The sequence below is a fragment of the Vreelandella sp. L-15 genome, assembly GCF_056857635.1.
Genome location: NZ_JBSXNN010000061.1, coordinates 1 through 13,055, shown reverse-complemented (window position 1 = coordinate 13,055; position 13,055 = coordinate 1). Strand labels below are relative to the sequence as shown.

Annotated in this window: 10 protein-coding genes; 6 read left to right on the top strand and 4 right to left on the bottom strand. The window is 56.3% G+C overall.

The window, feature by feature from the left end; genetic code table 11:
* Window positions 1-118 precede the first annotated feature (118 nt).
* The 3 genes from AC13CY_RS08875 to AC13CY_RS08865 are packed head-to-tail and all read right to left on the bottom strand — an operon-like array spanning window position 119 to window position 3,740.
* Window positions 119-706, bottom strand: a complete 588-nt coding sequence (locus AC13CY_RS08875) for a PqiC family protein (protein ID WP_044628271.1) — start codon at window positions 704-706, stop codon at window positions 119-121.
* A 15-nt stretch (window positions 707-721) separates the two neighbouring features.
* Window positions 722-2,404 carry an intermembrane transport protein PqiB gene (gene pqiB, locus AC13CY_RS08870; protein ID WP_137093360.1) on the bottom strand — a complete coding sequence of 561 codons (1,683 nt, stop codon included), beginning with the start codon at window positions 2,402-2,404 and terminating at the stop codon, window positions 722-724.
* On the bottom strand, window positions 2,397-3,740 hold the full coding sequence (locus tag AC13CY_RS08865; protein ID WP_475316656.1) for a PqiA/YebS family transporter subunit: 1,344 nt from the start codon (window positions 3,738-3,740) through the stop codon (window positions 2,397-2,399). Before AC13CY_RS08865 ends, pqiB begins: the two co-directional genes overlap by 8 nt.
* Before the next feature lie 185 nt (window positions 3,741-3,925).
* Between AC13CY_RS08865 and AC13CY_RS08860 the strand changes: the two genes are divergently transcribed.
* The 6 genes from AC13CY_RS08860 (at window position 3,926) to AC13CY_RS08835 (ending at window position 11,948) form a co-directional block, all read left to right on the top strand.
* Window positions 3,926-4,900: a calcium/sodium antiporter gene (locus tag AC13CY_RS08860; RefSeq protein WP_044628269.1), complete on the top strand. Its 975-nt coding sequence runs from the start codon at window positions 3,926-3,928 to the stop codon at window positions 4,898-4,900.
* 220 nt (window positions 4,901-5,120) lie between these two features.
* The gene (locus tag AC13CY_RS08855; protein WP_044628268.1) at window positions 5,121-6,536 is read left to right on the top strand and encodes a cytochrome ubiquinol oxidase subunit I; all 1,416 of its coding nucleotides are present in this window, start codon (window positions 5,121-5,123) and stop codon (window positions 6,534-6,536) included.
* 3 nt (window positions 6,537-6,539) lie between these two features.
* Window positions 6,540-7,541: a cytochrome d ubiquinol oxidase subunit II gene (cydB, locus tag AC13CY_RS08850; RefSeq protein WP_335589324.1), complete on the top strand. Its 1,002-nt coding sequence runs from the start codon at window positions 6,540-6,542 to the stop codon at window positions 7,539-7,541.
* 3 nt (window positions 7,542-7,544) lie between these two features.
* Window positions 7,545-9,221: a thiol reductant ABC exporter subunit CydD gene (cydD, locus tag AC13CY_RS08845; protein ID WP_483052470.1), complete on the top strand. Its 1,677-nt coding sequence runs from the start codon at window positions 7,545-7,547 to the stop codon at window positions 9,219-9,221.
* Complete coding sequence (gene cydC / locus AC13CY_RS08840) at window positions 9,218-10,924, top strand: thiol reductant ABC exporter subunit CydC (protein WP_483052469.1); 1,707 nt, start codon at window positions 9,218-9,220, stop codon at window positions 10,922-10,924. The genes cydD and cydC overlap by 4 nt, the downstream gene beginning before the upstream one ends.
* Window positions 10,925-10,955: 31 nt before the next feature.
* On the top strand, window positions 10,956-11,948 hold the full coding sequence (locus AC13CY_RS08835; protein ID WP_074210525.1) for an adenosine deaminase: 993 nt from the start codon (window positions 10,956-10,958) through the stop codon (window positions 11,946-11,948).
* 40 nt (window positions 11,949-11,988) lie between these two features.
* Here the strand turns inward: AC13CY_RS08835 and AC13CY_RS08830 are convergent, their stop codons facing one another.
* A complete protein-coding gene (locus AC13CY_RS08830) occupies window positions 11,989-12,591 on the bottom strand; it encodes a cytochrome-c peroxidase (RefSeq protein WP_483052468.1) in 603 nt (200 codons plus the stop codon).
* Between the last annotated feature and the right edge of the window lie 464 nt (window positions 12,592-13,055).

Genomic DNA, 13,055 nt, shown 5'->3' with positions numbered 1-13,055 from the left:
ATACCAGGCATAACAAGGGGGTGACAGGGTAGCGCTGACAGTGATGTCATTTATTGGCAAAGAGTGTAGCACGAAAGTCTCACACCAATGCTGTTCCCCTAGCGATTGCAATAAAGGTTTAGAAGTAGCCGCCTTGTCGAACCTGCTGAGCAATTTGTGCAGCAACACTCTCCCAGCTTTCGCCCAACGAACGGACCAGGGCAGGGTAGCCATCCTGTTCAAGAGTGGTTTCTGCAGTGAAGCTTTTGAGTGCGAGCAACTCGCCATCGGTATCTCGAAGCTGCCACTGGCCGCTGGCTACCGCGACACCGTCAAAGCGGCCTTGGAATTGATCCACTTCCATGGACAGGGTGAGCGCCCCAGGGCTGCTACCTTCTGCTCGTACCACTTGCACGCTGGGTAACTGATCTGCCAATTCGGCCCGTAAGGCGCGTTCAAGCTGGCGCCCAATACCCTCCGCCCACTGGTGCTCCCGCGCTTCGTTTAACGTGATGTCGTCTAACTGCATCACAATCCCGTCCACGTCTAAATAGTGGGCTAGTCGAGGTGTGCGCACTTGCAGTGTGGCCTGGGCGTTAGCCGGTGCGTTCACTGCTGGGCTGGCAGGAAGCATATAGCGTGCAGGGGGAGAGACACTGCTAGCGCAGGCGGAAAGCAGCAAGCTCAAACTGATGATCAGCAGTAGTAGCGGTAATCGGCGTAACATGACGTTCAATCCTTCTTAACGGGGAGCACGAGGAATCGGGTCCTGCGTTTCTAAATTGTCGAACAGCAGCGCGCGTGGGTTCTCGTTCAGCGTCCGAGTGAGCGGTTGTAGGTCACGCATCAGCCGATCCAAACGCTCAATGGCGCCGGTAAGCTCTTGATAGGCGGGCGATGAAGGCGAGACCCCTTGAAGGGTGCTGCGCAGCTCTTCCAGCGTGCCGTTGAGGTTGCTCCCGATGGCTTGCGTTTCTGGATCATTGAGCAACTGATTGATAGACGCGCTGACTGCACGCACTTCGTTCAGTACACTTTCAGAAGCTTGCAGATTGCGGTCCAGCCCGGCTATCAAAGGTTCTACTTCCAAGGCGTTTAGTTTTTCAAGCAGGCTAGTCACCTGAGCCTGAATCTGTGCAAAACCGCCCGCTACTGTCGGGAATACGGTCCGCTCGGAGAAAACTTCCGCGACGTATTCGTCGGCAAGGTCACGCCGGAAGTTAAGGTCCACAAACAGCGCACCCGTTAACAGGTTGCCATTCTTGAGTGATGCCCGAAGGCCTAAGCCGAACATGCGCTTAAAGCGGTTATCCCACTCCTCCAGGTCGATATCGGTGTTTTCGATCCCTAAGCGTTGTGGTTCGATGCGGATGAGCACAGGGATGGCGAAACGAGCCCGCGAATCGGGCTGTGGCGCCGTAAAATTCCAGGGTACTGCTGCCACGGTACCAATTCGGACGCCACGAAACTCGACCGGTGCGCCTCGTGATAGCCCGCGAACCGTGTCATCAACAAGCAATACATACTCTAGATAGCGGTTAAATGTGCCTTCCCGGGCAGTATCTTCATCAGCATAGAGGTTAAAACGTGTATTGGCTTCTACCGGCTTACCCATGGGAAGATCTTCAGGCACACCAAAGGTGACACCGCCACCCAGCAGAGCTTCCAGCGATTCTACGTTGACCCGCACGCCGTCAGCATCTAGGCGGAAATCCACTCCGCTAGCGGTCCAGAAGCGGGTGCTATCGGTCACGAGCTGGGCGTAGGGTTCTTCGATAAATACTTGGTGGTGCATGGTACGTGTGTCTGCATCGAAGCGAGCGTCTTCTACGCGCCCTACCGTGTAACCTTGATAAGAGACGGGATCCCCAACACGCAGCGAATTGCCTAATTGGCTGACAAGGCTAATTTGTAACCCTGCTTGCCCAGCAGGCGCGACCGGTGGGAGATCGCTTACCTCAAACTCCCGCTTAGGCTCCTCTGATTGCCCAGGCTCAAGCTGTATATAAGCCCCCGAGAGTACCGTGCCCAGGCCGCTGATCCCCTCGCGCCCTATGCGTGGCTTAACGACCCAAAAGCGACTGTCTTCGCGGAGCATGGCTTCGGCTTCGGGTTGAATTTGAGCCATCATCACCGCGTGAGACAGGTCATCAGACAAACGAACGCTCTGTACGCGGCCAATCTCAACATTGCGGCTGCGGATCAGCGTACTGCCCGCCTCAATACCTTCTGCGCTGTCCATGGTCAGCGTCACCATGGTGCCCCGGCTTGAGTAGTTATCATAAACCAGCCACAGCCCAATAATGACGGCCACCAAAGGAACTATCCAAATAGGCGATAGCCGAGTTTGTGGCGACGATTTGGCTTTATGTAACTCATTGTTTTCAGCGTTTGAGGTATTCTGAGGCGTTGGATCATTAGCCATCAACAGGTTCCTTGGTGGCCGCTTTACGGCGAAGAGGGCGTGGAGTGTGGGTATCCCAGATTAAGCGAGGGTCAAATGTCATGGCAGCCAGCATGGTGAGCACTACGACGGCACCAAAAGCTAGCGCGGCAGGACCTGGTGTAATCGACATTAATGACCCAGCGCGGATGAGGGCGACCAAAATGGCCACGACAAATACGTCAACCATTGACCAGCGTCCAATAAATTCAGTTAATCGATAGAGGCGGGTACGGCTCTGTGCGTTGAGCTCGTTGCTGCGCTTAATCATCAAGCATAGCCATGCGAGTGCCACCAGTTTGCCAACAGGCACAATCACACTGGCGATAAAAATCACCGCAGCCACCGGCCAGGACCCCATTTGAATGAGCTGAACAACGCCGCCAACGATAGTGGAGGGTGCTGAGCTGCCTAAACTGGTAGTGGTCATGATGGGGTAAAGGTTGGCGGGTATATACATGATGCTAGCTGCAAAGAGAAGCGCCCAGGTGCGCTGTAAGCTATGTGGTAGGCGCTTATGCAGTTTTTCATGGCAGCGAACACAGCGTTCTTTTCCATGCTGAATGCGATTAATCAATCCGCAGGTAGGGCAGCCAGTGACATGCTGGCTAGCAGCGGTGGTGCCAGTGAGCGTGCCTTCAGGAGCAAGGGGTTCGCCTTCCAATGAGAACCACATCCAGTCAGCGTCAATGGACTGCACCGTCATTAATAACAGTATGGCGAACAAGCAGAATGCCCAAAAGGAGATGCCAAGTTCAATCTGCGCCATGCCAGCAACTTTAATTAAGCTTACCAGTGCGCCGATGATGAATACATCGGCCATCATCCATGGGGTTAGATGTGCCAGGGAGCGGGCAATGTCACGGCTAAAAGGCATAGGGCGAGACTGCAGTAAGCCAAACTGAAGCCAGACGACGCTTACAAGATATACGGCGGGCAGCACGACAATAGTCATCATGACCGCAATAGCTACTACCGGCTGGTGGAAAGCAATCAGCGTGGTGGCGGTCTGCGATAGATCAATGCGGTTGCCAACACCGCTAACGCTGAAACTGACAAAAGGAAAAGATACCGCGACTATTAATGCGACCAATGAGGCTAACGCTAGCGCCATACTGCGCTGAGCAGGATAACGGTGGCGCTTCACTAACACATGCGAGCAGCGAGGGCAGGTGGCTTTTTCACCAGAGTTCAGGGGGGGGAGCGCAGATACCCAGTCACATTCATGGCACGCACGCAAACGCCTTCGCTGGGTGCGAGTTTCAGGGGGGGAGCAATCAACCTGGGGTGTATTAACCGGCAGCGAAGGCCGTTTCATAAAGGCGTAATGGGGCAACAGCAAACTCTCTGTGCATAATACGGTTAGAACCAATACGATGGTATATCGTGTGTGTCAACCTAGGTGACCTGATAACTACTTGCAAACAGTACTTGACCAAATACCAGAGTTAGACAAGGATGCAGCCGCGATAGTGCCTAACATTATGACATCAAGGAACTGAAATGTTACTTGCCTTTATTGCTGTGGTAGTAGGCTTGGTCCTGCTCATCTGGAGCGCAGAAAAATTTATTGATGGCGCTGCGGCAACTTCGCGGTGGCTGGGGCTGTCGCCGCTGCTGATTGGTATGTTGGTAATCGGTTTTGGTACTTCTGCACCGGAAATGATGGTGTCGGTGCTGGCAGCGATGCAAGGCAACCCAGGCCTGGCGGTGGGGAATGCGTACGGTTCCAACATTGCCAATATTGGTTTGGTTTTGGGCTTTATCGCACTTATCTCTCCGTTAGCTGTTCATTCAGGTGTTATCCGTAAAGAAATGCCCCTGTTGGTAGCGGTGATGCTGCTTACCGGCTATATGCTTTTCGACGGTTGGATTTCCCGTGCTGAAGCTATTGTGCTGCTAGTGGCGCTGGGCATATTTATTGCGATCAGCATTATTCGTTCTCGAGGTCAGGAGGATGATCCGTTGTTGGGTGAAGTGACCGAAAGTCTTGATAGCAACCCGATGTCGCGCGGTAAGGCCATCATGTGGACGCTGATTGGCTTGGTGCTGTTGATTGCCAGTTCGAGGCTGCTGGTATGGGGAGCTGTCGAGATCGCGGTAGCTTTCGGAGTCAGTGATTTAATTATCGGTTTAACCGTAGTCGCCGTAGGTACTTCTTTGCCGGAGCTGGCTTCTTCAATCAGCGCATTGCGGCGTAAAGAGCACGATATGGTGCTGGGCAACGTGGTGGGCTCTAACCTGTTTAATAGTATGGCCGTTGTTGGGCTGGCGGGAGTGATTGCACCTATTGAAGCGGGTCGTGAGGTGCTGGTGCGTGATTGGAGTGTCATGACCTTTATGACGCTTATGATGGTGCTCTTCGCATTTTCTTGGCGTGGTCGCCCACGGCGTATCAACCGCGTTGAAGGCGGTGTTCTCTTCGCCATTTTTATCGCCTACACAGGCTATATGGTCAGCATTGTGGTGATGTCTTAAACGATTGCACCGAAAAATGGTGGTTTGTCTGAGGAGTATGCGTCAACGCGACACAGCTTTTCAGGCAAACTATCGCTGTATAACGGCGGTCGAAACGTTAAACTACAACACATGTAAAGAATAAGCTTAGTGCTTATAACTAAAATGCAGCGCCATTAAGGCTCAACTAAGCTTGTGACACCCATTGATGGGATTTTAATCCAGGTCTTAGGAGCGTGTGATGGAACTCGACCCCCTTGTACTATCGCGAATGCAGTTCGCCTTCGTTGTATCGTTTCATGCGATTTTTCCGGTCTTCACCATCGGGCTGGCGTCTTACATAGCGCTGCTTCATGGGCTGTTCTTCAAGACCAACAACCCCGCTTGGGACCGCCTGGCACTGTTCTGGACCAAGGTGTTTGCCGTGGTTTTCGGAATGGGCGTCGTCTCCGGGATCGTCATGTCTTTCCAGTTTGGCACCAACTGGAGCAACTTCTCCCAGGCGGCCTCCAACTTCCTCGGGCCGGTGCTCAGCTACGAGGTCGTTACTGCTTTCTTCCTTGAGGCGGCATTCCTCGGTGTCCTGCTCTTTGGCCGAGGCAAGGTGCCACAAGGGGTGCACCTGTTTGCTGCCATCATGGTGGCGATCGGTACTTTCATTTCGTCGTTCTGGATTCTTTCTGCCAACAGCTGGATGCATACGCCGGCAGGGGTAGAACTCATCGACTATCGGTTCCACGTGGTTTCCTGGACCGAAGCGATATTCAATCCCTCCTTTCCTTACCGCTTCGCGCACATGGCCATGGCATCCTTTCTGACCGGTGGCTTCGTGGTGGCCGGTGTGAGTGCCTGGTTCCTGCTGCGTGGTCGCGACCCGGAAGCCAACCGTCGAGCGCTTTCCATGTGCCTTTGGTTGCTGCTGTTTCTGGCGCCAGCCCAGGCGGTCGTGGGGGACTTCCATGGTTTGAATACTCTGGAGCATCAGCCGGCTAAAGTGGCGGCCATGGAGGGGCATTGGGAAACCTCTGGCAACGTTCCGTTGCTGCTGTTCGCCATTCCGGACCAGGAAGCGCAAACCAATCGCTTTGAAATCGGCATCCCCAATCTTGCCAGCCTCATCCTGACCCACTCTACGGATGGGGTTATTCAGGGGCTGAATGAATTTGCTCCTGAAGAGCAGCCGCCGGTCTGGATCGTCTTCTGGGCGTTCCGCGTGATGGTGGGGATCGGACTGTTGATGATTGCCACCGCCCTGATAGGACTGTTGCTGCGTCGCAAAGGCAAATTCCATCAGCACACCGGGTTCCTCAAGACGCTGGTGTACATGATCCCCATGCCGTTCGTCGCCGTGCTGGCTGGTTGGATCGTGACCGAGTCAGGACGTGCCCCATGGCTGGTATACGGCATGATGGCCCATGCGGAAGGCGTTACGCCTTCGTTGACCGGCCCCATGGCGCTGTTTACGCTGGTGGGCTACGTGCTGGTGTACGCGGTGGTGTTCTATGCCGGTATCTACTATCTGACCCGCGTGGTGCGTAACGGCATGCTGCCCAATGAAGAGCGTGAAACGGCAGGCGACAATTTCAGACGCCCCATGCGTCCACTGTCGGCCACGGAAACTCCCTTTGATGACGATGTCGACCCGGTGAGGAACTGAGACATGGAAATGTTTGATCTGACGATAATCTGGGCAGGCATCATCGGGTTCGGGTTGATGATGTACGTGTTGATGGACGGTTTCGATCTGGGGCTTGGGATTCTGTATCCCTTCGCCCCGGACGAAGACGCCCGGGATGTGATGATGAACTCCGTGGCGCCGGTCTGGGACGGCAACGAGACGTGGCTGGTGCTGGCGGGGGCCGGTTTGCTCGGGGCTTTCCCGCTGGTCTATTCGGTCTTCCTGCCCGCACTCTATATTGGCGTGTTCTTGATGCTGGCGGGGCTTATTTTCCGGGGTGTGGCCTTCGAGTTCCGCTTCAAGTCCCGGCGCAATCGTCGCTGGTGGAACCGCGCCTTCTGCTGGGGCTCCGGCGTGGCCGCTTTCGCTCAAGGGGCGGTGGTCGGTGCTTACATTCAGGGGTTTCATGTCGAAAACTTTGCCTTTGCAGGTGGCGCTTTCGATTGGCTGACGCCATTCTCGGTACTGACCGGCTTCGGCCTGATGGCAGGTTATGCGTTGCTGGGAGCCACTTGGCTGATCTTGAAATCCGAGGGCCATATTCAAGAGTGGGCGTACAGGATCACGCCGCTGCTGTTGGCGCTGGTACTGGGCGTCTTCGGTATCATCAGCATCTGGACACCGTTCGTGAATCCGGTGGTCTGGGAGCGCTGGTTCGGTCATTTGCAGCTGATCTGGGTGTTCCCGGCATTGGCGCTGCTGTCGGCCTTCATGGTGTATCGCTCCGTGAAACGTCGTGACGAGGGCATTCCCTTCGTGGCCACCATCGGCATCTACGTGTTCACTTACCTGGGACTGATCGTCAGCAAGTGGCCCGTCATCGTGCCACCGAACTACACGCTGTGGGATGCCGCCTCCGCCCCTGAATCTCAGCTGTTCCTGCTGATCGGTGTGCTGTTCGTCATTCCGATCATCCTGACCTACACCGCCTGGACCTACTGGGTCTTCCGCGGCAAGGTGCGTGTTGGCGAAGGGTATCACTGATTCATGGCCCCTCCTGCGGCCCAGTCGAATTTGTTGACGCCGCGCCGTTGGCTGAGCACGCTGGCTCGTCGTGAGCGTGCTCGGCTAGCGCTGGCAGCGTGCTTCGGCGTGCTGTCCGGCGCTCAGACAATCCTGCTGGTGATCGGGTTGGCGTGGTCGATTGAGCAACTGGTCGTTCATGGCCGCTCACCTGTCACGCTGGTGCCCGTGCTGCTCGGCCTGGTGGTCGCCGTGGCGTTGCGCTCACTGTTTCTTGCCCTGCAAGAGTCGTTGAGTGCAACTGCCAGCTTGCGCATCCGTCAGTATGCTCGGGAGCAGGTCTTGAACAAGGTCGCCGCGCTAGGCCCGGTCTGGATGACGCGGCAGCAGAGCGGTGCCCTGGCGACCCAGTCGGTCGAGCACATCGAAGCCCTCGATGGCTATTTCGCGCGCTTCCTCCCGCAAATGCGCATCGTGCTATTGCTGCCACTGCTGATTGCCGCGGTGGTAGGCTGGCTCGATTATCTGGTGGTCATCTTCCTGCTGCTCTCTGCGCCATTGATTCCGCTGTTCATGGCGCTGGTCGGTATGGGGGCAGAGCGTCTCAACAAGGAGCAGTTCGCTTCCGTTGCCAGGCTCTCGGCGCATTTCGTCGACCGCGTACGCGGCATGACGACGCTGCAGCTGTTTGGTCATACGCGTGCTGCCCAGCAGGACGTCTGGTATGCCACCGACCAGTATCGCCGCCTGAGTATGCGCACGCTTAGGCTGGCATTTCTCTCGTCTGCGGTATTGGAGTTTTTTGCCTCGGTGGCCATTGCCGTCGTCGCCATGTACGTGGGGTTTGGTCTGTTGGGCTATATCGATTACGGTCCTTCCCCCTCGCTGACCCTGTTCAGTGGTCTGGCGGTGTTGCTTCTGGCTCCGGAGTTCTTCCAGCCCTTGCGCACCCTCTCGCAGCATTATCACGACCGTGCTGCGGCGCTGGGGGCGGCAGAGAGTATCGTGACCATCCTCGATGAGCCTGACGTGGTGCCGACTCGGTTTGACGCCCCCGCCGAACCAGATGCATTGATTGAATTGGTCGATGCCGAGGTGGGCTATGGTCGGCACTCGGCGGTCTTGACGGGTGTCTCGGCCACGATACGTCAGGCGGATGTGGTGGTCATTACCGGAGAGTCAGGCAGTGGCAAGTCTTCCTTGCTGGCGCTGATGGCCGGTTTCATGGCGCCTCTGCGTGGCGCTTGCAGAGTCCGCCAGGGCGAGCAAGTGGCGTGGCTGGATCAATCACCCTGCATCATTCAAGGCTCGTTGGCCGATAACCTGCGCCTGGCGGCGCCTGATGCGACACCGGCTGCCATGCAGGAGGCCCTGGAAAACGCAGGCCTGGGTGAATTGTTGGCTGCCTTGCCCCATGGCCTGGAGACGGTGGTAGGGGAGCGCGGGGTCGGCTTGTCGGGAGGTCAGGCGCAGCGCTTGACCCTGGCTCGGGTATTTCTCAGCCAGGCACCGCTGGTGTTGTTGGATGAGCCCACGGCCAGCCTTGATTCGGCGACGGAAAAGAGCGTGATCGACGCACTGCTGGCCTGGTCGGCGGAAGGGCGAACGTTAGTCATGGCAACACATCACCCTGCGGTGATGGCCGTTGCCACTCGCCACTGGGTGTGTCGAGACGGCCAGCTTCACGAGGTGGCGCCATGAAGTTTCTGCACAATGACCTGAGCCCATGGCTGGCGCTCATGTTAAGGCGCAGGCAGCGCTTCCTCGTGGGTGCGCTGCTGGTATGGGTAACGTTGCTGGCGGGCCTTGCCCTGCTGGGTTTGTCCGGCTGGTTCATTGCGGCGTGTGCCCTGGCGGGCATTGCGTTGGCTGCCGGGTTGCCGTCATCGCTGGATATTTATGTGCCCGGCGGCGGCATTCGTTTTTTTGCCTTGCTGCGCACCGTCGCTCGATATACCGAGCGGCTCTACAACCACAATACCGTGCTGACGCTGCTGGCGGATTTACGCTATCGCGTCTTTGGTGACTTGACGCGCCTGGATGACGCATCGTTGCGGCGTCGGCGAGTCGGTGAGTGGTTGAGTCGCCTGACGTCGGATATCGATGCCTTGGATAGCCTGTATCTACGCCTGCTGGTGCCGCCAGTAGTGGCCTTGTTGAGTGTCTGGATCGTCGCAGGTTTCATCGCTATCTGGTTGCCGCTGGTCGGAGCCGTCGTGGCCAGTGTATTGACGCTGCTGTGGCTGGTCATCACCCTGGGCTTTGCCAGGCTGGGTTTCACCAACAGCCATCGGCAAGTGGATGATCAGGAGGAGCTTCGGCGGCTGGTGTTGGATCAGGTACAGGCGTCCGCTGAGCTGATGAGCTACCGAACCAGTGACTGGTATCACAGGAAAATACGATCTCACGAACAGCAAGCGCTGGATAACCAGCGTCAGTTGGCCGTGAAGGCCGCGCTGGGAAATGCGCTACTGATGGCGGTAACGGGGCTGTTGATCATTGGTGTGCTCTGGCTGGGGAGTCTGGCACTGGCCGAGCAGCGCGTGGTGGGCCCCATCATGGTCATGGGCGTGATTGCCGTGTTTGGTATCAATGAAGTGTTGGCCAGCCTGCCCGCCGCTTTTGTGCGGTTTGGCGCCAGCCACGGGGCGGCCCAGCGGCTGAATGCTCTGCGGGCGACACAAGAGCAAACGCGTGTGGACTCGCTTCCGGATGGCGAGGGTGGCCATGCTCTGCAACTGCGTGAGGTCATGTTCCGTTATCCTGATGCGGCGGGCTGGGCGATATGTCAGGTTTCTCTGACTCTGCCTGCCGGTCAACGTGGTGCCATCATGGGTATTTCGGGTTCGGGCAAATCGACGCTGGCCAATTTGATCATGGGCCGCATCTCTCCCACTGAAGGGGACGTGTGGGTGGCGGAGCATGCACCCTCTGCCGTTACCCTCGAAAGTAGTGCAGCACATATGGGGTACCTCCCCCAGCAAATAGACCTGTTCGATGGATCGCTGGCCGATAACCTGCGGATCGCCAAGCCTGACGCGACAGACGAAGAGCTTTGGCAGGTGCTTGCCCAGGTCGCTCTCTCGGACTGGGCGAAGCGCCAGCCTCGTCAGTTGGCGGCTCAGGTGGGAGAAAGAGGGCAGCAGCTTTCAGGCGGCCAGGCGCGCAGAGTGGCGTTGGCGAGGCTTTTTTTACGCTCACCCTCGGTGGTATTGCTGGATGAGCCCTTCGCGGGAGTGGATGCGGCAACGGCCCGGCACGTAGCGGCCTCGCTGGACGCCTGGTTGGTAGGCCGTACGGCGATTTTCTTTGTTCATCAAGTGGATGATGCGGCCCTGGTGCCGGGGTTGGCTCATCAATGGCGGCTTGATGGTGGTAAGTTAATTCACGATACTTCATTTTGATATTCACCGAATCGGCAAGTAGACGGCGACCATGAGCGACTTTTTACGACACCTTCCCAAGGCTGAGCTTCACTTGCATATCGAAGGTTCTCTCGAGCCGGAACTGATGTTCCAACTGGCGGACCGTAATGGCATCGAACTCCCCTATGCCACGGTCGAAGAGGCCAAGGCAGCTTACGATTTCAAAGACCTGCAAGGGTTTCTGAATCTGTATTACCAGGGCATGAACGTCTTACGCAGCGAACAGGACTTCTATGACCTGGCCATGGATTATTTCAAGCGTGCCCGTTCGGAAGGCGTGCTGCATATCGATATGCACTTCGACCCTCAGGCGCATCTGCAGCGTGGTGTACCTTTGGAGGTGGTCATGGCGGGACTGCTCAGGGCCAAACAGGAGGCCGAGAGCCAGCTAGACCTTTCAGTGGGTATGATCATGGCCTTTCTGAGGGATCGTCCAGCCGACGAGGCACTGCACGTTCTCGAGCAGGCGGCACCCTACTGGAAAATGCTGGATGCCATTGGCCTGGACAGCGCCGAGCGTGACAACCCGCCCGAGAAGTTTCAGGCCCTGTTTGCGCGCGCCAAGGAGCTTGGGCTGGTGCGTGTGGCTCATGCGGGCGAGGAGGGGCCTGCCGCTTACATTACGCAAGCCCTGGACCTGTTGGACGTTCAGCGCATCGACCACGGTGTGCGCTGTCTCGAAAGCGAAGACGTCGTGCAGCGTCTCAAGGAGTCCCAGACGGTACTGACCGTGTGCCCGCTCTCCAATGTCAGCCTGAAAGTGGTCGATCAATTGGATCAGCATCCGCTACCGGCGTTGTTGGAAGCGGGGCTGAAGGTCACCATCAGCTCTGACGATCCTGCCTATTTTGGTGGTGGGCTGCTCGAAAATCATATCGCCTGTGCCGATGCCTTTGGCTGGGGAGAAGATACCTTCAAATGGCTGAATCGCAATGCCATGGAAGAAGCCTTCGTCAGCGACGCGCGGCGCGCCGAACTGTTGAAGCGCCTGGAAGCAGCCTGATACAGCCTGCTGCCGCCCCTATGGGCGGCGGCATAGTGCATCAGGGTAGAGCGGGCACCTCGAAATCGGGCATTTCACCTGTCAGGGAGTGCAGAAATGCCGTGATGTTATCAATGGTGGGTTCGTCAAACTCACGTCCCAGCATTTCCTGGCCCATAATGGCCACGGCTTCTTCGAGCGTTTCGGTGGCACCATTGTTCATGTACGGGTAAGTGACGCCGACATTACGCAAGGTGGGGGTGCGGAAGCGGTACTTGTCTCTTTCTTCGCCGGTCACCACGTAGCGACCCAAATCTGTCGACCCCGGCACCTGAATGGCATGAAACTGACTGTCGGTAAAGTTTGGTCCGCGGTGACAGGCAATGCAGCCATTATCAACAAAAGCTACCATGCCGTTTTTCGCTTGTTCGCTAATCGCATCCATGTCCCCTCTTAAATAGCGATCAAAGGGCGCATCCGGGGTATTGAGCGTTCGCTGGAAAGCGGCTAATGCCTGTCCTAAATTATCAGCGTTGATCGGGTCTTCTTGATCAGGGTATGCGGCTGAAAATTTATCATCTAGGCCATCGCTTGCCTGCGCTGCGCTAGCAGAAAGCAATAGAGTGGCGCCGAGCGCTGAAATCACTTCATATTTGTTACGCATAGTTCCCTCTCTCATCTGGCTCTTTTTTAACGACACGCCGACAATTAGCGGTGGTGTGACGTGAGTATTAGCTTAAAAAAGGGCCGATTCTGGAAGGTTGCGCTGGGTCAAATGTTAAGTCTTTATGTGAGGCTTTCTCGGTCAGAGTACTAATGCGAAAAAAGTGTTGACGCGCTGATTTAAATGCGTAAAATACGCCCACATCGAACGGCAACGCCCTTCGAAAAGCTCTTTAACAATTTGATCAGGTAATTCATGTGGGCGCTTGCCGATGAGGGTGATAAATCACCAATTATCAAGGCAAGCGCACAAGAAAGATGTTCGCATCTTTCAAATTCGTTTGAACCTTGAGCCAAGTTTGATCCGCTTTTGTTGCCTTCGGGCAGCGAGTAAGGATCGCATTGATCTTAAACTGAAGAGTTTGATCATGGCTCAGATTGAACGCTGGCGGCAGGCCTAACACA

Coding starts and splice junctions, on each gene's coding strand:
- AC13CY_RS08875 (WP_044628271.1), bottom strand. CDS start 706: ATGTTACGCCGATTACCGCTACTACTGCTGATCATCAGTTTGAGCTTG.
- pqiB (WP_137093360.1), bottom strand. CDS start 2,404: ATGGCTAATGATCCAACGCCTCAGAATACCTCAAACGCTGAAAACAAT.
- AC13CY_RS08865 (WP_475316656.1), bottom strand. CDS start 3,740: ATGAAACGGCCTTCGCTGCCGGTTAATACACCCCAGGTTGATTGCTCC.
- AC13CY_RS08860 (WP_044628269.1), top strand. CDS start 3,926: ATGTTACTTGCCTTTATTGCTGTGGTAGTAGGCTTGGTCCTGCTCATC.
- AC13CY_RS08855 (WP_044628268.1), top strand. CDS start 5,121: ATGGAACTCGACCCCCTTGTACTATCGCGAATGCAGTTCGCCTTCGTT.
- cydB (WP_335589324.1), top strand. CDS start 6,540: ATGGAAATGTTTGATCTGACGATAATCTGGGCAGGCATCATCGGGTTC.
- cydD (WP_483052470.1), top strand. CDS start 7,545: ATGGCCCCTCCTGCGGCCCAGTCGAATTTGTTGACGCCGCGCCGTTGG.
- cydC (WP_483052469.1), top strand. CDS start 9,218: ATGAAGTTTCTGCACAATGACCTGAGCCCATGGCTGGCGCTCATGTTA.
- AC13CY_RS08835 (WP_074210525.1), top strand. CDS start 10,956: ATGAGCGACTTTTTACGACACCTTCCCAAGGCTGAGCTTCACTTGCAT.
- AC13CY_RS08830 (WP_483052468.1), bottom strand. CDS start 12,591: ATGCGTAACAAATATGAAGTGATTTCAGCGCTCGGCGCCACTCTATTG.